General features: G+C 70.6%; 18 protein-coding genes, 1 pseudogene and 1 riboswitch. Of the genes and pseudogenes, 9 read left to right on the forward strand and 10 right to left on the reverse strand.

The window, feature by feature from the left end; translation table 11 throughout:
- From BU124_RS14490 to lptF, 5 genes and pseudogenes are all read right to left on the reverse strand, one after another.
- Positions 1–180, reverse strand: a pseudogene (locus tag BU124_RS14490) (4-hydroxythreonine-4-phosphate dehydrogenase PdxA); the annotation flags it as partial.
- The gene (locus BU124_RS00005) at positions 180–1,379 is read right to left on the reverse strand and encodes a peptidylprolyl isomerase (protein WP_084860394.1); all 1,200 of its coding nucleotides are present in this window, start codon (positions 1,377–1,379) and stop codon (positions 180–182) included. The gene BU124_RS00005 and the pseudogene BU124_RS14490, both read right to left, overlap by 1 nt.
- Before the next feature lie 27 nt (positions 1,380–1,406).
- Positions 1,407–3,509: an LPS-assembly protein LptD gene (locus tag BU124_RS00010; protein WP_084860395.1), complete on the reverse strand. Its 2,103-nt coding sequence runs from the start codon at positions 3,507–3,509 to the stop codon at positions 1,407–1,409.
- The gene (lptG, locus tag BU124_RS00015; RefSeq protein WP_084860396.1) at positions 3,509–4,606 is read right to left on the reverse strand and encodes an LPS export ABC transporter permease LptG; all 1,098 of its coding nucleotides are present in this window, start codon (positions 4,604–4,606) and stop codon (positions 3,509–3,511) included. The genes BU124_RS00010 and lptG overlap by 1 nt, the downstream gene beginning before the upstream one ends.
- Entirely contained in the window at positions 4,603–5,739 is a 1,137-nt protein-coding gene (lptF, locus tag BU124_RS00020) for an LPS export ABC transporter permease LptF (protein ID WP_245831548.1), read from the reverse strand. The genes lptG and lptF overlap by 4 nt, the downstream gene beginning before the upstream one ends.
- A 169-nt stretch (positions 5,740–5,908) precedes the next feature.
- Here lptF and BU124_RS00025 point away from each other — a divergent pair, with 169 nt between their 5' ends.
- The 6 genes from BU124_RS00025 (at position 5,909) to BU124_RS00050 (ending at position 13,162) form a co-directional block, all read left to right on the forward strand.
- Positions 5,909–7,375 (forward strand): leucyl aminopeptidase, encoded by a 1,467-nt coding sequence (locus tag BU124_RS00025; RefSeq protein WP_084860397.1) that lies wholly within the window; start codon positions 5,909–5,911, stop codon positions 7,373–7,375.
- Between the two features lie 4 nt (positions 7,376–7,379).
- Positions 7,380–7,844 (forward strand): DNA polymerase III subunit chi, encoded by a 465-nt coding sequence (locus BU124_RS00030; protein WP_084860398.1) that lies wholly within the window; start codon positions 7,380–7,382, stop codon positions 7,842–7,844.
- A 391-nt stretch (positions 7,845–8,235) separates the two neighbouring features.
- On the forward strand, positions 8,236–9,498 hold the full coding sequence (locus BU124_RS00035) for an imelysin family protein (RefSeq protein WP_084860399.1): 1,263 nt from the start codon (positions 8,236–8,238) through the stop codon (positions 9,496–9,498).
- Positions 9,499–9,608: 110 nt separating this feature from the next.
- Positions 9,609–11,105 carry a di-heme oxidoreductase family protein gene (locus tag BU124_RS00040; RefSeq protein ID WP_245831574.1) on the forward strand — a complete coding sequence of 499 codons (1,497 nt, stop codon included), beginning with the start codon at positions 9,609–9,611 and terminating at the stop codon, positions 11,103–11,105.
- Positions 11,102–12,088 carry an imelysin family protein gene (locus BU124_RS00045; RefSeq protein ID WP_084860401.1) on the forward strand — a complete coding sequence of 329 codons (987 nt, stop codon included), beginning with the start codon at positions 11,102–11,104 and terminating at the stop codon, positions 12,086–12,088. Before BU124_RS00040 ends, BU124_RS00045 begins: the two co-directional genes overlap by 4 nt.
- A 3-nt stretch (positions 12,089–12,091) precedes the next feature.
- Positions 12,092–13,162 (forward strand): DUF1513 domain-containing protein, encoded by a 1,071-nt coding sequence (locus BU124_RS00050; protein ID WP_084860402.1) that lies wholly within the window; start codon positions 12,092–12,094, stop codon positions 13,160–13,162.
- A gap of 74 nt (positions 13,163–13,236) precedes the next feature.
- Here BU124_RS00050 and BU124_RS00055 read toward each other — a convergent pair whose 3' ends face one another.
- Complete coding sequence (locus BU124_RS00055) at positions 13,237–13,815, reverse strand: retropepsin-like aspartic protease family protein (RefSeq protein ID WP_084860403.1); 579 nt, start codon at positions 13,813–13,815, stop codon at positions 13,237–13,239.
- 16 nt (positions 13,816–13,831) lie between these two features.
- Positions 13,832–14,464, reverse strand: a complete 633-nt coding sequence (locus tag BU124_RS00060) for a MarC family protein (protein WP_179141836.1) — start codon at positions 14,462–14,464, stop codon at positions 13,832–13,834.
- A gap of 84 nt (positions 14,465–14,548) precedes the next feature.
- Positions 14,549–14,754: riboswitch (cobalamin riboswitch) on the forward strand.
- A gap of 90 nt (positions 14,755–14,844) precedes the next feature.
- Here BU124_RS00060 and BU124_RS00065 point away from each other — a divergent pair.
- Complete coding sequence (locus BU124_RS00065) at positions 14,845–15,147, forward strand: hypothetical protein (protein WP_084860405.1); 303 nt, start codon at positions 14,845–14,847, stop codon at positions 15,145–15,147.
- A gap of 403 nt (positions 15,148–15,550) precedes the next feature.
- Entirely contained in the window at positions 15,551–15,958 is a 408-nt protein-coding gene (locus BU124_RS00070) for a hypothetical protein (RefSeq protein ID WP_084860406.1), read from the forward strand.
- Between the two features lie 31 nt (positions 15,959–15,989).
- On the opposite strand, the gene BU124_RS00075 is transcribed toward BU124_RS00070, so the two are convergent.
- A complete protein-coding gene (locus tag BU124_RS00075; RefSeq protein WP_084860407.1) occupies positions 15,990–17,828 on the reverse strand; it encodes an ABC-F family ATP-binding cassette domain-containing protein in 1,839 nt (612 codons plus the stop codon).
- Between the two features lie 107 nt (positions 17,829–17,935).
- Between BU124_RS00075 and ndk the strand changes: the two genes are divergently transcribed.
- Entirely contained in the window at positions 17,936–18,358 is a 423-nt protein-coding gene (gene ndk, locus BU124_RS00080; RefSeq protein ID WP_084860408.1) for a nucleoside-diphosphate kinase, read from the forward strand.
- A 38-nt stretch (positions 18,359–18,396) separates the two neighbouring features.
- Here ndk and BU124_RS00085 read toward each other — a convergent pair whose 3' ends face one another.
- Together BU124_RS00085 and BU124_RS00090 are read right to left on the reverse strand one after the other, a co-directional pair.
- Positions 18,397–19,566, reverse strand: coding sequence for a cation:proton antiporter (locus BU124_RS00085; RefSeq protein WP_084860409.1), 1,170 nt, complete (start codon positions 19,564–19,566; stop codon positions 18,397–18,399).
- 31 nt (positions 19,567–19,597) lie between these two features.
- Entirely contained in the window at positions 19,598–20,086 is a 489-nt protein-coding gene (locus BU124_RS00090; protein ID WP_084860410.1) for a transglycosylase SLT domain-containing protein, read from the reverse strand.
- Between the last annotated feature and the right edge of the window lie 408 nt (positions 20,087–20,494).

Raw genomic sequence — 20,494 nt, forward strand, 5'->3', positions numbered from 1 at the left:
GGTCGCGGTCGCGGCCTCGGCCGCGGTCGCGACCGCCTGCCAGGGCGTGTCGCGGGGCAGGTGCGCGGGGTCGCCGATCCACAGGATCGGCACGGTGTCCTTCAGCGTCTGCCAGGCGGCTGCGGCGATCTCGGGGCCGATGCCGGCCGGCTCGCCGCAACTGACCGCGATGGGGCGCATCAGTTGCGCGTGATGCGGGCCGAGGCGCGCAGCTCGGCCAGCAAGGCCTCGGCATAGCCCGACAGCCGCTGCGAGCGCAGCTGGTTACGCACCGCGTCGCGATCCTGCGCGCCCGCTTCGGAGGGGGTGCGCCCGCAGAGCATCAGCAACACCAGCGTGTCGCCGCCCGCGCGGGTCAGCGCCGCGGAGGTCTCGCCGGGGTCGAGCTTGGCCAGTTCCGTCGCCACGTCCTGCGGGATCTCGGCCGGGGGCAGGGTGTTGCGCTCGAGAACCCGTGGCGGCTGGTCCCGGGCCACGCCGTAGAGGTCGTCGCAGGTGTCGACACGGCCGGCCACGCGCGCGGCCCGCTCCTGCGCCGCCGGTGCGCGGCCGCCGTCGATGTAATAGGCGGCGTAGTCGATCTCGGCCGGGGCGGGGGTGGCCCGGGCCACCTCGCGCACGTCGCGCAGCTGGAACAGGGCGATGCCGTTCTCGATGGGCAGCGGATCGGTGACCTCGCCCGGGGCGAGGCCGAGGAAGATCGGGCGAAGCGGGGCGGGGAAATTGCTGATTGGCAGCCAGTCGAGCCGGCCGCCAGACTCGCGCGAGGGCAGCGCCGACACCCGGCGCGCCTCGGCCTCGAAGGCCGCCTGGGAGGTCAGCGCGCTAATCTGTTCGGCCCGTTGCATGGCCGCCTCGGCGCGGTCGGGCGGGGCGGGGATGATGATCTCGTTCAGCAGCACCTGGATGCCGGCGCCGCCCTCGGACTGGCCCAGGGCGCGGTCGACCTCGGCCTCGGTGACCTCGGCCCGCGAACCGTAGCGCTGGCGGATGTAGTCGCGCCAGGTCGCGTTGACCCGTACGAAGTCGCGCAGGGTTTCTTCCGCGATGCCGTTCTGGCGCAGCCCGGCAAGGAACTGGTCGAGGTCCTGGTCGGCGCGCGCGGCGAAGTCCGTCATGGCCCGTTGCAGGCCCTCTTCGTTCAGGCGCAGGCCGGCGCGGTTAAGCTCCTGGGCCTTGAGACGTTCCTCGATCAACTGGTCCCGCGCCACCTCGGACAGGTTGCCCGGGGTGCCGAAGACCTCCAGCATCCGTTCGCGCTGTTCGATCTCGAAGGGCGTGATGACCGCGTCGTTCACCGTGATCGCCGGCGAGAACTGCGCCTGCGCGGGCAGGGCGAGGGAAACGAGAAAGGCGAACAGGATCGGAACGGCACGCATCGGAACCTCTTGGCTTTGGTTTGTGTTTCAGTCCTGGCAGCGTCGGGCGGCCCCCGCCCCGGTGCGCCCCGCGGAAAAGCCGTCCAACCCCACGACCAGGCCGAAATCGGTCGTCGGTTGCACCGTAGTCGAAGACGTGAAGCGGCGCGACACCGAAAAATCCACCGTGATGCATTCGTTGCGCCAGCCCAGCTCCAGCCCGGCGGTGGAGGGTTCGCCGTCGGCCAGATCGTAGCGCATGTCGAGACCCGCCGCCCAGCGCTCGTTGACGCGGTAGCGGCTGTCGAGCGTGATCTCGCGCACCGCGCCGGAGCGGTCTTCCTCGGCATCTTCCGGCAGAAAAATGTAACCCGCCGCGAGGGTCAGCCGGTCCGTGCGCCAGTCCAGCAGGGCCTCGGCGCGGGTCACGGCGATATCATCGTCGATCAGGGCCCGGCCGCGCAGGCCCAGCTCGCTGCCGGTGTCCAGCGCGCCGGCCACCAGCCAGTCCGAGGCGGTGCCGTCCAGCCCCGAGGTCCTTGTGAAGGCGGGGTTCTCCGCCCCGCGCAGCACCCGCCCGAAGGTCAGCCGGCTGTTCAGCCCGTCCCGCCCGCGCCGGGTCCAGGTCAGCCCGAGGGCGGCACGCGGGCCGGTTTCGGTGGCGTCCTCGCCGGGAAAGCGCGACAGCGCGAACAGGCTGGCGACGTCGAATTCCGCCGTGCTGCTGTCCTCGTTGGGCACGGGGCCGCCGGTGGTGTCCGACCAGGCCAGTTGCGCCACGGGTTCGAGCACATGCGCGGCCCGCGGCCCTTGCCGGATCAGCGGATAGCGCAGGGTCACGGCGGCCTGGGCCGTTGCGCGCGTGGTGTCCCGGGCAAGGGCGTCGGGCGAGAAGGCGTAGTGGTCCAGCCGCAGGCCCGTGCGGGTCTCGACCACCAGGCCGGGGCCGGTGACACGGGCGCGGTGCCAGTCGGCCCAGACCCCGGCGCGCAGCGCGTCGCCCAGCCCGTCGGGCCCGGCGTCCAGCGTGCGCAGGTGGCCCTGCAGACCCGCGCCATAGCTCAGCGTGCCGCCGATGGCCGGGGTGGCACGCCTTTCGCCGCGCGCCTCGGCCACGACGGGGGGCAGGCGGTCGTTGTCCTCGGCGGCGCGCAGGCTCTGGTAGACGGTCAACCGGGCGCGGCGCATCTCGCGGTCGGTGATCCGCGACAGGCTGATCTCGCTGTCGAGGCGGTCCGAGTCGTCGATGCCGTAGTCCAGCAGATAGGCATCGTCCGAGGCAGTCTCGACATCAAAGCGCAGCCGCGTGCCGCCGGCGAGGTGAAAGGCCCCGTCGGCGAAGAAATAGCCCCGCGTGCCGCCGACGAGGCTGTCGCGCGTCATGGCGCCGCTGACCTCGATCTCGCCGCGCAGATAGGCCTGGCGGTAGCGGGCCTCCAGCGTGGCGCTTTCGGGTGTCAGATAGGGTGTCACGGTCAGGTCGCGATGGTCCCCCAGGCGAATGAAATAGGGCAGCTTGAGGCCCGGCCCCAGCTGGTCGGTGGTCCGCAGTTGGGGGATCAACAGCCCCGTTGCCCGGCTGACACCGGGCTCGGGCAGGCGCAGCCGCGGCAGCCAGAGGATCGGCACGCCGCGGACCCGGAACCGCGCGTTCTCGAAATAAAGCCGGCGCGCCTGCTGGTCGTGAATGACGCGGGCGGCGCGGATGTCCCAGAGCGGCGGGCGGCCGTCGTCGCAGACCTTGCAGGAGGTCGCGGCGCTGCGGCTGAGTTGCGTGTAGCGCCCGCCGACCCGGTCGATGCGGTCGGCGGCAAGTTGCAGCCGGTCGTCCAGGATCAGCCGCGCCCCGCGCAGCAGCCCGTTTTCCAGCCGCGGATCGAGACTGGCGCGCTCGGCCGTCAGAACCTCGCCCGCCTGCGTGCGGATGAAGATCGGGCCGGTGATCTGCAGCCGGTCGGCGGCGCGATCATAGGTTATGCGCGCGGCTGACAGCCGCGTGCCCTCGAACACCACCTCGACGTTGCCCTCGGCGACCAGTCGGTCGCTTCCGGGCGGGACGGTCACGCGGTCGGCCAGCAGCGTGGCGGGGGCCTGCGCGGCCAGCGACAGCGGCCAGAGCCACAGAAGGAGGATAAGCGCAAGCCGCGGCATCAGCCGTCCTCCAGGTGGAGCAGCAGGCCCAGCGCGGCCGCGATCCCGGCGACGGGCGGCGCCCAGGCGGCAAGGGCCACGGGAATCTGGCCGTTGTCGCCAAGGATCTGGGCGAAGTTGCGCAGAAAGTAGAGGCCGAAGCTGAGAACCACCGCGGTGAGCACCAGCAGCCCCACGCGCCGCCCGCGCTGGGGGCGCATGGTGAAGCCGGCGGCGATCAGCACCATGGCGCAGAGAAACAGCGGCTGTGCCAGTTCCATCTGGAACCAGACCCGGTGGCGCAGGGCGGAAAAGCCGGCGGCCTCCAGCCGGTCGATGAATGCGGGCAGGTCCCAGACGGGGATCGAGCTGGGGGTGCCGAAACTGTCGCGGATCCGGTCGGCCGAGAGCGTCGAGGGGATGCGCAGGCTGGCATGGGTGGTCGCCCACTGCTCGGCAACGCGGGCCTCCGACAGGGGCCAGGACTTGGCATCGCTCAGGACCCAGGCCCCCCGGACCAGCGCGGCGCTGTCGGCCTCGATCCGGCGTATCGGCCCGCCCTCGCGCGTGAAGGTGATGAAGCTCACGCCTTGCAGCACGGTGCCGTCGAGGTTGGTCGCCGCGGCCCGGATCACCGTCTGCCGCGCCGCATCGCCCTGGCGCAACCAGAGCCCGTCGTCCGAGATCGACAGGATGCTGGCACGGTTGTCGCGCAGGCTGGACGAGCGGTCCTCGTATTCCTTGAGCGTCGCGGCGACGATGGGATTGAAAACCGCCACCGCCAGCCCCCCGATCAGCAGGGTCATCAGCAGCGGCCCCGCGAAGGCGCGCAGGGCCGACCGCCCCGCGGCGCGTGTCACCACCAGTTCCGAGGACCGGGCCAGCCCGAGGAAAAGCGCGATGGCACTGAGCACCGTGATCAGGGGCAGCAATTCGTAGAGGGCCTGAGGCAGGTTCAGCAGGGTCAGCGCCACCACCTGCGCCGTGCCGGCCTCGGTCCCGGCGAACCGGCGGCCCTGCTCGACCAGGTCGATGAACCCCTGCAGCAACAGGAAGATGCCGAAGGTGCTGGCGAAACTGATCACGAACCGGCGCGAGAAATAACGGTGCAGGATCATGCCGCGCCCCCGGCGGGCTGGCGCGGGCGGCGGCGCAGCAGCGCGGGGCGGCTGCTGACCAGCAGCAGCGCCAGGCTGGCCGCCAGGCCGAAGGCGATCCCTGCATAGGCGGCCGGCCAGGCGCTCACCGCCGCGCGGGCCGCGCCCATGCCGGCGCTTTCGGCGGATTTCATCACCACCACCAGCGCAACCGCGCCCAGGATCTGCTGCCACAGCCCGAACCGGCTGAACCCGCCGACCAACAAGGCGGCGAAGCCCAGAAGTGCCCCGACCAGGGCCGTGAGAGGCTGCACGAACCGGTCGTGGCCGGCGTGCAGCAGGTAAGCGGCGCTTCGGCCGGTCTCGTCCTGCAAGGCGGGGGTGGGCGACAGAAGCTCGGCGGTGGTCAGCTCGCGCGCGGCGCGGTCGCGGTCACCCACGTCGGGCACCAGCGCGCTGACATCATAAGCGAAATCGTCGAAACGGGTGGTGAACAGGCGCTGATCACCGTGCATCAGGGTCTGCGCCAGCCCGTCGATCATCACCAGTTGCGGGCCGGCCTCGGCCCGCACCAGAAAGGCCCGGCTGGCGGTGTAGCCGATGTGGCGGTCGTCGCGCCGGCTGTCGGACAAAAAGACGTCGCGCAGCTCGCCCTGTTCGGTGACCTCGCGCACGAAGAGCGTCACCCCCGCGGCGGGCGACATGAACTGCCCCGCGGTCAGCAGCCGCGCCGAGAGATTGCGCGAGATCTCGGCCTCGCGCGCGTCGAGGCGGCCCTGGCTGAGCGGGACCAGCACGTGGGTCAGCACCAGCATCAGCGCGGTGACGATCGTGCCGAAGACGACGACGGGCCGGGCCAGCCGGAAGGCGGAAAAGCCGGTGGCCTGGACCACGACCAGTTCGCTTTCCGACGCCATGCGGTTGGTCACGTAGACGGCCGATGCGAAAGCCGCCAGCGGCAGCACGATCTGGATCAGCGCCGGCAGCGACAGCGCCGTGAGCTCAAGAAAGACCCAGGCCGACTGCCCGTCGGCAATGATCCGGTCGAAGAGCTGCACCGCCTGGTTGACCCAGTACATCAGCACCAGCACCAGTGCGAAAAAGCCGAAGACGGTCAGGAACTGCGACAGCATGTAGCGGTCGAATCGCGGCACCTGGCTTCCCCCGTGTCGTGCTGGCCCCGTGTCGTGCGTGTCCCGGGCCGCTGGCAGTCACGGCACGCTATCCCAGTTTGCGGGGCAACCCAAGTGCTCTCTGGCCATCGGGCAAGGGGCAGGCTAGGTCTTGCGCGACCGCAGGACACAAGACACCAAGGAGCGCCCCATGTCCCGACCCGCCGAAATCCGCTTTCACGAGACCGACCTGGACGGGCTGGCCGCGCGCGAGGGCCGCATCGCGGTGATCGTCACCCCCGACGGCAAGCTCGACCGCGGCGCTCGGCGGGTCAACAGCCTGACCCGCAAGGCGGTGGCGCGGCTGGCCGAGAGCGACCGTTTCGAAAAGGCGAAGACGGGCGACGTGATGGCGCTGGACTGGCCCGCCGGGCTAACCGCCGAGGCGGTGCTGGTGGTCAAGCTGCCGCGCCGGCCAGCGGTGGACGAGGCGCGCCGCGCCGGCGCCGAACTGGCCAAGGCGCGAGGCACGGGCGCGCTGCTGGTGCTGCTGGGCAGCACCGGGCGCGGGGCGGACCTGTCGCTGGGCCTTGCCCTGCGCGGCTACGGCTTCGAGACTCACAAGACCGACCCCGCCGAGGCCCCCGGCGCGGTGGACATCATGGCCGCCAAGCCCGAGGATCTGGCCCGCGCCGCCGCCCCCATGGCCGCCGTGGCCGAGGGTGTCTTTTTTACCCGCGACCTGGTCAATGAGCCGGCCAACGTCCTGACCACGGACGATTTCGCCGCGCGCCTCGCGGCGATGCAGGACCTCGGGCTGGAGGTCGAGATCCTCGAAGAGGCGGATCTCGAAAAGCTCGGGATGGGCGCGCTGCTGTCCGTGGGGCAGGGCAGCGCCAGCCCCTCCAAGGTGGTCGTTATGCAGTGGCGGGGCGGCGACGATGAGCCGCCCCTGGCGCTGGTCGGCAAGGGCGTTGTCTTCGACACCGGCGGGATCAGCCTTAAGCCGGCCGCAGGCATGGAGGACATGACCATGGACATGGGCGGCGCGGGCGTCGTCGCCGGTGTCATGCGCGCGCTTGCCCTGCGCGGGGCCAAGGCCAATGTCGTGGGCCTTGTCGGGCTGGTCGAGAACATGCCCTCGGGGACGGCCACGCGCCCCGGCGACGTGGTGAAAACGATGAAGGGCGACACCGTCGAGATCATCAACACCGACGCCGAGGGGCGCATGGTACTGGCCGATGTGCTCTGGTACGCGCAGGACCGGTTCAAGCCTGCCGGCCTGATCGACCTGGCCACCCTGACCGGGGCGATGATCGTTGCCCTGGGCCACGAGAACGCGGGCGTCTTTGCCAATGACGATGCGCTCGCCGGGGCCTTTCTCAAGGCCGCCGGGGCCGAGGGCGAAGGCGCATGGCGCCTGCCCATGGGCCAGGCCTACGACGACCTGCTCAAAAGCCGCATCGCCGACATGAAGCACGTCGGCGGCCGCACCGCCGGGTCGATCACCGCCGCGCAGTTCCTGGGCCGCTTCGTGCAGGAGGGCGTGCCCTGGTGCCACCTCGATATCGCGGGCGTGACCGTGCAGACCAAGGACACCACGCTGGCACCCAAGGGGGCCACCGGCTGGGGGGTGCTGACGCTCAACCGCCTGATCGCGGATCGCTACGAAGGCTAGGCCGATGGGCGCGGCCTACTTCTATCACCTGACGACGCAACCGCTGGAGCGGGCCCTGCCCATGCTGCTGGGCAAGGCGCGCGGCGCGGGGTGGCGCGTCGAGGTGCGCGGCCACGACGCCGACCGGATGGCGGCGCTGGATGCCGCCCTCTGGGCCGGCCCCGAAGAGGGGTTCCTGCCGCACGGGTTGGCCGGCGGTCCGCATGACGCGGACCAGCCGATCCTGCTGACCACCGGCGGCGGGGCGACCAACGCCCCCGCCTGCATCATGTCCGTGGACGGCGCCGATGTCGCGGCGGCCGAGGTGCAGGCGATGGAGCGCGTCTGCTTGATCTTCGACGGTCACGATCCAGAGGCGGTGCAGGTGGCCCGTGATCAGTGGAAGGCCCTGACGCAGGCCGGCTGCGCCGCGCAATACTGGGCGCAGGACAGCGGCCAATGGGCCATGAAGGCCCAGGCGGGCGGCTGACCGGGCCAAAAGGGGCCGACCCGGCGCAGACGGCGGGTGCGGATGTTGCCGGGCGCGCGGCGAACATCCGGTCCGACGCGCGCGGTCAGCCGCGGCACCCTGCAACACCATGGGTCGCGGGGTGATTTCCGAGCTCAATACTCAGGTATTGCGAATCCCGACTGTTTTGGTCATCTTTCTCTCAGCGTAGCCGATTCACAACGGGATGCAGAATGACGGACAGGCTTTCGGACCCCGGTGACCTTTGCCGATGCGACCTGCTGCAGCTGGCCTTCGACGGGCTTGCCTGGCCGGATCTGTCTGTCGAGCGTCTGCTGGATCGGGTGGCAGAGTCCGGTGATCCCGGCCCCGCCGGCATGCGCGATCCCGGACCACAGAACAGGACAGAGAGATGCTCCGCACCGTATTGACCACCACCGCCCTGGCGACGGCCCTGACCGGCGCAGCCCAGGCGCAGACCGCCACCGAGGTGCTCGACACCTACGCCGATATCGCCGAGGCCAACTACGGCGACAGCCTTGAGGCGGCCCGCGCGCTGCAAGAGGCGGTAAACACCCTGATCGACAGCCCCTCGGCCGAGGCCATGGCCGCCGCGCGCGCGGCCTGGCTGGAGGCGCGCGTGCCCTACCAGCAGACCGAGGTCTACCGCTTCGGCAATCCGATCGTCGACGACTGGGAAGGCAAGGTGAACGCCTGGCCGCTGGACGAGGGCCTGATCGACTATGTCGACGGCGCCTATGCCGGGCCCTCCGACGCCAACCAACTGGCCGGGCTGAACGTGATCGCCAACCCCAGCTTCACCCTTTCGGGCCAGCAGATCGACGCGACCGAGATCACCCCGGAACTGTTGCAGGACACCCTGCACGAGGCCGACGGGATCGAGGCCAACGTCGCCACCGGCTATCACGCCATCGAGTTCCTGCTTTGGGGGCAGGACCTGAACGGTCATGGCGACGGCGCCGGCAACCGGCCCTGGACCGACTATGCGCCGGGTGACGACTGCACCAACGGCAATTGTGAACGCCGGGCCGAGTATCTGTCTGCCGCGACGGACCTGCTGATCTCGGATCTGGAATGGATCACCGCGCAATGGGCCGAGGATGGTGCCGCCCGCGAAGACCTGATGGCCGACGAAGAGGCCGGGCTGACGGCGATCCTGACCGGCATGGGTAGCCTGTCCTATGGCGAGACGGCCGGCGAGCGGATGCGCCTCGGCCTGATGCTGAACGACCCCGAGGAGGAACATTCCTGCTTTGCCGACAACACCCACAACGACCATTACTACAACGGCGTCGGCATCCGGAACATCTACCTCGGCCGCTATGTGCGCACCGATGGCACCACCGTCAGCGGGCCGTCGCTGTCCGACCTGGTGGCCGCCGACGATCCCGCGCTCGACGCCGAGATGCGCGGGCGGCTGAACAACACCGTGATGGAACTGGGCCAGATCAAGCGGGCCGCCGAGGCGGGCTTTGCCTATGACGAGATGCTGGCGCGCGGCAATGACGGCGGCGAGGCGCTGATCATGGGCGGCGTGAACGGGCTGATCGACCAGACCCGGTCCATCGAGCGGGTGGTCGCCGCGCTCGACCTCGGCGGGATCGAGGTCATGGGCTCGGACAGCCTCGACAACCCCGACGCCGTGTTCCAGTAACCTTCCCCCGGGGGCGTGGCTCGGCCGCGCCCCTGCCATCCGACGTGAGCCCGATGCAAAAGGTCCTTCCAGTCCTGCTGCCGCTCTGCGCGGCCCTTTCCGTGTCGGCCATGGCGCAAGAGGCCGCGCCACCCTGGGACGGGCTGGCCGATCACCACCTTGACGTCATTCCCCGAACCGACGAGGAGCGCGCCCGCATCGCCGATGTCACCGCGCCGCCGACGGATTTCTCGGCGCCCTGGGCCTTCGAGACGAACCCCGCCGGTGGCCAGACGGTGCGCGCGCGCGATACTGCCGATGCCTTTTCCCAGCCCGCCGGCAACCTGACATTCGAACAGCAGATGGACTTCCGGCTCGGCAACGGCATGTTCGACCGCGTCTGGGTCTCGGCCCCGGCCTCGACCCTGGCCTCTGACGGGCTGGGGCCGCTCTACAATGCGCGCTCGTGCCAGCGCTGCCACCTCAAGGACGGGCGCGGCCACCCGCCCGAAGGCCCCGACGACAGCGCCGTGTCGATGTTCCTGCGCGTTTCGGTGCCGGCGCCACGGGTCGATACCGCCGCGATCGAGGGTTATATCGCGGGCACGCAGGTGACGGCGCCCGAGCCGACCTACGGCACGCAGATGCAGGATTTCAGCCTGCCGGGCCACGCGCCCGAATACCGGCTTCAGGTCGACTACGAGGAGATAGAGGTGCCGCTGTCGGGCGGGCAGGTTGCCACCCTGCGCGAGCCGACCTACACCGCCGCGGACCTCGGGTATGGCCCGCTGCACGACAGGGCGATGCTGTCCCCGCGCGTGGCGCCGCAGATGATCGGGATGGGCCTGCTGGAGGCGATCCCGACGCAGGATATCCTGGCCTGGGCCGACCCGCAGGATGCCTATGGCGATGGCATCTCCGGCCGGGCGCAGGTGGTCCGGTCCGACGTGCACGACCGGCCCATGCTGGGCCGCTTCGGCCTGAAGGCCGGCAACCCGACGGTGCTGGAACAGACCGCAAGCGCCTTTGCGGGCGATATCGGCATCTCCAACCCCATCCATCCGGCCGGGGCAGGCGAGTGCACGGATGCCCAGACCGATTGCACCGCGGCGCTGCATGGCGGCGACCCGGAACAAAGCGGGTTCGAGATCGACAAGGTGGGGCTCGACCTCGTGACCTTCTACAGCCGGACGCTGGCCGTTCCGGCCCGGCGGGACGTGGACGATCCCGAGGTCCTGCGCGGGCGCGAGGTCTTTTTCGAGACCGGCTGCGCCGAGTGCCACCGGCCCAACTACGTCACCCACAGGCTGGAGGGCGACGATCCGGCCAGTTTCCAGTTGATCTGGCCCTTCACCGACATGCTGCTGCACGACATGGGGCCGGGGCTGGCCGACAACCGCCCCGAGGGCCGCGCCTCGGGGCGCGAATGGCGCACTGCGCCGCTCTGGGGGATCGGCATGACCCAAACCGTTTCTGGCCACAGCTATTTTTTGCACGACGGCCGCGCCCGGTCGCTGCTGGAGGCGGTGCTCTGGCACGGCGGCGAGGCCGAGGCCGCCCGTGACCGCGTGGTCGAAATGCCGCCCGAGGACCGCGACGCCCTGATCCGCTACCTGGAGAGCCTATGAGACTGTTCGCCATCCTTGCCCTGGCCCTGGGCCTTGCGCCACCGGCCGGCGCCGGCGTCGACGCGGCGCTCGACGACCATATCCTGCCCGGGTTCGCGGTATTCGCCAGCCGCAGCGCGGACCTTGCAGACACCGCCGCCGAGGACTGCCGGCCGCAGGCCCTTCGCCCGGCCTACCACGCGGCCTTCGACGCCTGGATGCCCGTGGCCGACCTGCGCCTCGGCCCGTCCGAAACCGGGGCGCTTTCGGTCGGCTTCTGGCCCGACCCGCGCGGGTTCACCCCGCGCAAGCTGACCCAGTTCATCGCGTCGCAGGACCCGATCGCCCGCGACCCGCAGGGGTATTCGGATGTCTCGGTCGCGGCGCGCGGTTTCTTCGCGCTGGAGCGGCTGATCTTCGACCCGGGCTTTTCGGATTATGCCCGCGGCAGCTATACCTGCGCGCTTGTCACCACCATCGCCGCGGACCTGGCCAATCAGGCTGCCGCGCTGGACGCGGGCTGGCGCGAGGATTTCGCCGAGACCCTGCGCACGGCGGGGACACCGGACAACGCGACCTTCCTGAGCGGGCAAGAGGCCCTTCGCGCGCTCTACACGCAGGTGGCCTCGTCACTCGAATTCACCGCGCAGGAGCGGCTCGGCGCGCCGATGGGCACCTTCGAGCGCCCTCGGCCGGCGCGGGCCGAGGCGTGGCGCTCGGGGCGGTCGCTGCGCAACGCGCGTCTTGCGGCCGAGGCCGCGCACGGACTTGCCACCGCGCTGGCCGACTGGCCGACCCCGCAGAGCGATGCCGCCCTAGACGCGCTGCAGGCTGCGGCCGCACGGATCGAGGACCCGGCCTTTCAGGATGTGGATACGCCGCAGGGGCGGCTGCGCGCCGAGGTTCTGCAACAGGCTGTCACCGGGCTGCGCGCGGCGATCGCCACGGAAATCGGCGCCCGCTACGGGATCGCGCCGGGGTTCAATTCACAGGACGGAGACTGACCCATGACCACGCGCCGCGGCTTTCTCGCCTCGCTCATGGCGGTCGGCACCGCCCCGCGCCTGGGCTGGGCGGCGGTCGGCAACCCCGACTTTCTGGCCGCGGCAAAAGACCCTGACGGGCGCTTCGCCCTTTACGGCCTGTCCGCCACGGGGGCCACGACCTTTCGCGTCGCCTTGCCCGCGCGCGGCCATGCCGGGGCGGCCCATCCGACGCGGGCCGAGGCGGTGGCCTTTGCGCGCCGCCCCGGCGACTTCGCGCTGGTGATCGACTGCGCGACCGGCGATGTCCTGCACCGGCTGACGCCGCCCGCGGGGCATCACCTGAACGGGCACGGGGTTTTCGCCGAGGGCGGCGCGCTGCTGCTGACCAGCGAGCAGGTCGCCGAGACAAGCGACGGGCGCATCGGGATATGGGATGTCAGCGCGGGCTATGCCCGCATCGGGGCCTTTGCGACCGGCGGGCTGGGCCCGCACGAGATCCGGCTCATGCCCGACGGGGAAACATTGGTCGTCGCCAATGGCGGGATCGCCACCGACCCCACCGACCGCAGCAAGCAAAACGTGGACACCATGCGGCCCAGCCTGGCCTACCTGTCGCTCGACGGCGACCGTAAGGACGAGGTCGACCTGCCCGCGGAGCTTCACCGCAACTCGATCCGGCATCTCGCGGTCCGCGCGGACGGGCTGGTGGGTTTCGCCATGCAATGGCAGGGCGCCTCCGGGGCGGCGACGCCGCTGCTGGGCCTGCACCGGATGGGCGAAACGCCGGGTCTCGCCCCGGCGCCGCTGGCCGATGAACTGGCCATGCAGGGCTACGCGGGCAGCGTCGCCTTCGGCGGCGACGGCAGCGAACTGGCCATCACCTCGCCGCGGGGCGGCCGCCTGCACCGGTTCGCCCCCGACGGGGCCTTCATCGGGGCGGTGACGCGCGCGGATATCTGCGGGCTCGCCCCGCTCGACACGGGCTACCTCGCCAGCGACGGTCTGGGCGGGTTAATTGCCCTGGGGCCGGACGGCACGCGCGCCCTGGCCCGACAGGACGTGGCCTGGGACAATCACATCGTCACGCTGTGACGACGCCGCGACCGGGCGCGATCGGCAGCGGCGCGACAACCCCATGTAGCTGCGCCAGCGCGAGGTTTGCCACCCTATCGCGTGAGCAGAAGCCGGTCGTTCTCGATCTCGATCCGGTCGAAGCGGTTGAGGTAGGCCATGCCCAGCAGCGACTGTTCCATCTGCCCGCCGTTGACCGAGGCGCGCAGGTCGCGGTCCTCGATCGGGCCTAGCGCGACGCGGTCCAGCACCACCGGCGCGATGCGCACCTCGCCGTTGGCCGTCCGGGCGGTGCCGATGAAGTTAAGATCCGCCGGTTCCAGCCCGACGCGCGCGGCGTCTTGGCGTGTCAGCACCACCTGCGTGGCCCCGGTATCGACCAGAAAGGGGACGGTGACGCCGTTGATCTGCAGGTCGAGGTGGAAATGCCCGTCGCGGCCGCGCGGCACCTCGACCACGTTCTCGGCCACGACCGCCTGCGAGACGCGCATGTCGCCCCGCATGTCCTGCCAGAGCCCGGCGGCGGCGACGGCGCCCACGAAGATCAGCACCCAGATCATCGCCTGCTGCGCCATCTGCGAGGCGCGCAACCGGCTGTGCGCCAGGTAGGACCCGAGGATGGCCACCCCCAGCAGCGCCAGGAATACGAAGGATGCGATCTGGTCTCCGGTCATTGGCAAGAGATAGGGGTTATCCGCCCAGACCGAAAGACCTCAGCCCGTCGAGCACGAATTGCACTGACAGCGCGGCCAGCAGCATCCCCAGCAGCCGGGTGACGACATTGATGCCGACCCTGCCCAGAAGCCGTTCCAGCAGCCCTGCACCCAGGAACAGCACCAGCACCAGCGCCAGCACCGCCAACAGCACGCCCATGGTGGCGACGAAGCCGAGCGGACCCGTGCTCTGGCCCACCAGAAGGATGATCGTCGCGATCGCCCCCGGCCCGGCGATCAGCGGAATGGCCAGCGGGAAGACGGACGGGTCCTCGTCGTCCTCTTCCTCGTCGTCGTCCTCGTCGGCCTGGTCGCGCCGGCGTTTCTGGCGGCGCTCGAACAGCATGTCCAGCGCGGTCAGGAACAGCAGGATGCCGCCGGCGACCCGGAAGGCGGGCATGGAGATGCCGATGAAGCCCAGCACCGCCTCGCCGAACAGCGCGAATACCAGCAGGATCGCGAAGCTGATGACGCAGGCGCGCACTGCCAGCGCCCGGCGCCGGGTCGCGCTCATGCCCCGGGTCAGGGCCACGAAGATCGGGGTCAGCCCGATCGGGTCGATCACCACGAAGAGGGCCGCGAAGGCGGTGACGAGAAAGGCCGGGTCGATCATGGGCGCGAGCCTAGGCGGCCACGGCCCGCATGACCAGCCCTGGCGAGGCGCGCCGGCATTGACAGCGGGTTGCCCGCGCGCCTACCCATTAGAAGACGGTTTCCGGTGGCCGCGCGCCATCGGGTGAAAAGGGAACGCGGTGCGCCCGAACCGGGCAAATCCGCGGCTGTCCCCGCAACTGTAAGCGGCGAGCGGCACCGATGCTGACCACTGGGGCATGCCCCGGGAAGGTCCGGTGCCCGCCCCGACCCGCGAGCCAGGAGACCTGCCGTCATGACTGTCAACCCGGGCGGGGTGCCCCGGCACGGCGTCTGCGACGACACACGACCCGTCCGACCAGCGCCGCGCCAGCCCCGTTCACAGGCGCGGAGGGCGCGATGACCCTGAACGATATCCTGACGGCCATGCGGGTGCCGAACAGCTCGGAGGCACGGGCGCGGCAACTCGCCCACATGGGTTATGTCGAATGGCTGGGCGCGTTGCCCGGCGGGGCCAACTACCCCGAGGCGGCGGTGCGCGCGCTGGCGGCCGCGGCCCCCCTGCGCGAGGATGACCCGGCCGTGGCCGAGTTCTGCCGCCTGCTGGAGGACAGCCTCAACCGCCCGCTGGTGCCGCTGACGCTGATCCCGCCGCGCCCGGGCCGTCGGGGCGGTGCGCGCGGGCGGCGGGCGATGCTGTGAACCGCGTCGCGACGCCCCGGAGCGGCGTTACGTCGTTCGGGCGGGCCTTGTCGCGGCTCCCGCAGGTGTCACCGGCCTGCGCCTGGCCGCAGCCGGGTCCAGGGGGCGCCGCCCCCTCTGCCTTCGGCATTCACCCCCGCGGTATTTGACACCCAAAGAAGCGGGGGGTGTCGCGCGGGCGACAACGGTCGGCATACCGGCGTCGGGCTCGTGGCGCGCTAGCCACGGTGAGGGGCGGCAGGGACGGTGCGCGCGGTCCGCGGTTCCGCCGGCGGCCCGGGGGCTGTAGGTCGCTATTGTGCGTGCAGGTAATCGGGTGTCTGACATGGTGCGTGTAATCGTTGTATTGGTTCTGGCCGCGATACCGGGGCTCGGGCGTGCCGACCCGGCGCCCCGTCTCTTAGTGGCGGTTCAGGAGCGTGACGCGGTCGACCAGATCGTCCTGCGCAACACCGGCGATTGCGCGCTGGCCAGCGGGCACCTGGTGCTGGACATGCGCGCCTCTCGGGGTAGCGTGGGGATCGACACGGCCGTGGGTGGACGCGGCACGAAGGACGCCTGGCCGGTTCGGGTCTTCACCGGGCCAGTCCGGCTGGCGCGGCCCGTTGCCGATGGCGCGCAGCGTCTTGGCCTGACCCTCGACAGGCTGGCGCCGGGGGCCAAGGCCCGGATCACGCTCGATGTCGACAACGAGCGGGCCTGGGTCCGGGCCGGGCGTGTGTCGATCCGGCCCGAGGACCTGCGCGACAGCCGCGCGATCTTCACCCCCGAGTCCGGGGCGCCGGCGCCATCCACCGTCCCGATGGGCTGATCACGACGACGGCGGGGCAGCCGCGCCGCGCTCAGCCGGCTTCGGCGGCGTCGAGCTTTTCCTGCGCGGCCAGCCAGAGGGTTTCGGCACGCTCCAGCCCCTCCATGACCTCGACATACTTGCGGTTCCAGGTCTCGAGTTCATTGGCCTGCGCCGCCTCGTATAGCGCGGGGTCGGCCAGCTTGGCGGCCAGTTTCTCGCGCATCTCCTCGATCCTGGTGACGCGGGCCTCGCATTTGCGCACCTCGGCGCGCAGTTCGAGGATGCGGTCGCGCGAGGGGCGGGGCGCTTTCGGCTTTTCGGGTTTCGCCGGCTTGTCGCCCGAGATCAGCAGCTTGCGATAGGCCTCCAGATCGTCGTCGAAGGCGGTTACGCGGCCGCCCTTGACCAGCCAGAGCCGGTCGGCCACGAGGCTGAGCAGGTGCATGTCGTGGCTGACCAGCACCACCGCGCCGGAATAGGCGGTCAGCGCCTCGACAAGGGCCTCGCGGCTCTCGATGTCGAGGTGGTTAGTCGGCTCGTCGAGGATCAACAGGTGCGGTGCGTCGAGCGTGGCCAGCAGAAGCGACAGCCGCGCCTTCTGTCCGCCCGACAGCTTTGCCGCGGGTAGCTCGACCTGATCGGCCGTCAGCCCGAAGCCGGCCAGCCGCGCGCGCAGCCGGCCCGGGGCCTCGTCGGGGCGCTCGCGGCGCAGGTGATCCAGCGGAGTCTCGTCAGGGCGCAGCTCTTCCAGCTGGTGCTGGGCAAAATAGCCCACGCGCAGCTTGCCATGCGCGGTGAACGTGCCGGTCTGGGGTTGAAGCTTGCCCGACAAGAGCTTGGAAAGCGTTGATTTCCCCTCGCCGTTGCGGCCCAGAAGTGCAATCCGGTCGTCCTGGTCGATGCGCAGCGACAGCCGATCCAGAACCGTGGTGTCGCCATAGCCCACGGCGACGCCATCGGTGGTGATTATGGGCGGCGACAGCTCCTCGGGTTCGGGAAAGGAAAAGGCGCGCAGGGCGGCCTCTTGCGGGGTCGCGGTCAGGGTGATCCGTTCGATCATCTTCAGTCGCGATTGCGCCTGTTTCGCCTTGGAGGCCTTGGCGCGGAACCGGTCGACGAAGCTTTGCAGGTGGGCCTTGCGTTCCTGCGCCTTGCGGTTCTGCGCCTCGGCCACGGCCAGCCGGGCGGCGCGCTGTTCGGCAAAGCGGTCGTAGGGCGTGGCGTAATAGGTGAGCTTACGGTCCTCCAGGTGCAGGATGCCGCCCACCGCGCGATTGAGGAGCCCGCGGTCGTGGCTGATGACAAGCACCGTGTGCGGATAGCGCGCCAGGTAGCTTTCCAGCCAGAGCGCGCCTTCAAGATCGAGGTAGTTCGTCGGCTCGTCCAGCAGCAGCAGGTCGGGGGCCGAGAACAGGACCGCCGCCAATGCGACGCGCATTCGCCAGCCGCCCGAGAAGCCCGAACAGGGCATGCGCTGCTCGGCGTCCGAAAAGCCCAGGCCCTTGAGGATGGCGCTGGCGCGCGCCTCGGCCGACCAGGCGTCGATATCCGTCAGCCGGGTCTGGATCTCGGCGATGCGGTGGGGGTCGTCGGTGTCCTCGGCCATCAGGGCAAGCCGTTCGGTATCGGCGGCGAGCACCGTGTCGAGCAGCGAGGTGTCCGAGCCCGGCACCTCCTGGCTGACACCACCGATGCGGGCCCCCTTTGGCAGGTCGATCGTGCCGCCCTCGAGCGTCAGTTCCCCCCGGATCAGGCGGAACAGCGTGGTCTTGCCGGTGCCGTTGCGGCCCACCACGCCGACCTTGTGGCCGGTGGGGATGACGGCGCTGGCGGCCTCGATCAGGGGGCGGCCCTCGACCGAGTAGGTGATGTCGGAAATACGCAGCATGGCGAAGGGCCTGCCAGAGGGTGCCGGCGGCGTCAATCGCGCCTTTTCAAGGCGCACCCCCCATGCTATCGGCGCGGCGATATTCACCGACCATCGAGGAAAGACCCATGGCCACCGAACGCACCCTGTCGATCATCAAGCCCGACGCCACCGCCCGCAACCTGACCGGCAAGATCAACGCCAAGTTCGAGGAGGCCGGCCTGCGCATCGTCGCCCAGAAGCGCATCCTGCTGACGAAGGCCCAGGCCGAGCAGTTCTATGCCGTCCACGCCGAACGCCCGTTCTTTGACGAGTTGACGGGCTTCATGGCCTCGGCCCCGGTGGTCGTGCAGGTGCTCGAGGGCGAGGGCGCCATCGCCCGCAACCGCGAGGTCATGGGCGCGACCAATCCGGCGGATGCCGCCGCGGACACAATACGCGCGGAATTCGCCGCCTCCGTGGGCGAGAACTCGGTCCATGGGTCCGATGCGCCGGAAACGGCCGCGGAAGAGATCGCCTTTTTCTTCTCTGGCCTCGAACTGGTCGGCTGAGCGCGAACAAAATTCCAGAATTTTGTTGCCGCCCGGACCTACCCGTCCGGGCGGTTTTCCTTTGCCAGCGCCCATTGCGTCAGGGGCGGGCCGATCACCTCGAAGACCACCGTCGCGGCGATGGTGACGGCCAGCACCACCTCGCCCGCCTGCGGAAACCGCTCCGCGGCGACCAGTGCCATGCCCACGGCCACCCCGGCCTGCGGCAGCAGGGCGGCGGCGGTGCGCGCACCGCGGGCCGGGCGCATTCCGGCCAGCGGCCCGCCGAGCGCGCCGCCGGCCAGGCGCCCCAGCACACGCAGGATCATGTAGGCCACTCCGGTCCCACCTGCCGCGACGAGCGCGGAGACATCCAGCGAGGCCCCGGCCATCACGAAGAACAGCAGCAGGAAGGGCCATTCGATCCGCTCGATCTCGTGAAAGGGGCGGTCGTGGTGGCGCGCAAGGTTGGTGACAAGCGCGCCCGTGGTCATCCCCGCGATCAGGAAGGACACCTCCAGCCAGAGCGCCAGGCCGGCGATGACCAGGACAAGCCCCAGCGCCTCGATCAGGGTGGGCTCGCCCGGCTTCACGCGCCCGGTCAGGGCGGCGGCGGGCAGCCCCAGCACGAGGCCCAGCACGACGGCGCCGCCGACCTCGTAACCGGCATGGGCCAGCGCGGCGGTGTCGCCGTCTCCGCCAAGCATGGCTGCCAGCGTCAGCAGCAGCGAGAAGGCCAGCAGCCCCCAGGCGTCATCGATGGCCACGATGCCGATCAGAAGCTTGCCGAAGGGGCTGGTCTGGGCGCCGCTCTCGCGGATCACGTCCAGCGTGGCCGCCGGGGCCGTGGCGGTGGCGATGCCTGCCAGCAGCAGCGCCGCCGCCAGGGGGGTGCCCAGCGCCCAGAGCCCCAGCCCGACCACCAGCGCGGTGCCCGCCACGACCGCCAGCGACAGCACCAGGATCGCGCGCCCCCGGGCGGCCAGCGTGCCCCGGTCGAGGCTGCCGCCCATCAGGAAGGCGACCATGGTCAGCGCCGTCGGCGCCAGCACCTCGTGCGCCGACTCGATGTCGATGGGCAGCCAGTTCAGGCCCGGCGGGCCGACCAGCACGCCCAGCAGGATCAGCAGCGTCACGCGGGGGACGTGGACCAGGTGCCCGACCGCGTCCAGCGCCAGCCCGGCGAGGAACAGCAGCCCCACGGCAAGCATCACGATTTCCGGTGTCATGGCAGCAGCCTAGGGCGCGCGGGGCCGGGCCTCAAGCGCGGCAATGGCGTGCGACCTCGCGGTCACGCAGCCCGGTTTCCACCAGCAGGCAGCGGTCGCGTGCCGCGTAGTAGTAGCCGCGCGCATACCATTTTACTGCCGCGTCGATGTCGCGGTCGGCCACGATCCAGGCACCCCGCAGGTAACGGCCCGCGTATTCCAGGTTCGTCTCGGCATCGAGCAGCGCCTCGGGCGGGCCGTCATGGCCCATCTGCGCCGCGGTCTCGGGCAGGATTTGCATCAGGCCCCAATAGGGGCCGTTGCGCGCCCGCGGGCGGTAGTCGCTCTCGCGCTGGATGACCCGGTGCAGCAATGCCTCGGGGATATCGTGGATCTCGGCATACTCGACGATCAGTGCCCGCATTTCCGGCGTCTCGCCGGGATGGAGCGCCGGGGAGTCCGCCATCTGGGGCGCGGGCGGCGGGCCGGTGCCGCAGGCCGACAGAAGGGCGAAAAGACACAGGACCCGGATCAAACGCATGCGACATCGTAGCTCGAAGGCGCCGGGGGCGCAAAGCCCGGTCGGGCCGGGTCGGCAAGGCTTTGCCATCCGGGCGATGGCAGCATTGCGGTCGCCGCGGCTGTCGATCCCGTCGCGGCCGCCGGCGCTGCGGTACCGGAAACTGTTTCGGGCCCGTGATCCCGCGCCTGCGCGCAATGGCCACGACCGAGTGCAGAGAAAAAGGCGAACCGGCGCCGGGCGGCGCGGTGGGAGAAGGCCGCGCGCCCGGCCGCCGATCCGCGGGTCTGCCGCGTGCCCCGAAAGGAGGAAAAGGCACGCGGGCGGGTGCAAAGCCCCTCAGATGCTGGCGAAATCGCGGAACACCACCGGTTTCGGGGGGCCGGGGCGCCGCCGTGTGCCAGCGTTAGTGGGCATCGGCGCCACGGG

It is taken from the genome of Salibaculum halophilum, from assembly GCF_002094885.1.
Taxonomy (GTDB): Bacteria; Pseudomonadota; Alphaproteobacteria; order Rhodobacterales; family Rhodobacteraceae; genus Salibaculum; species Salibaculum halophilum.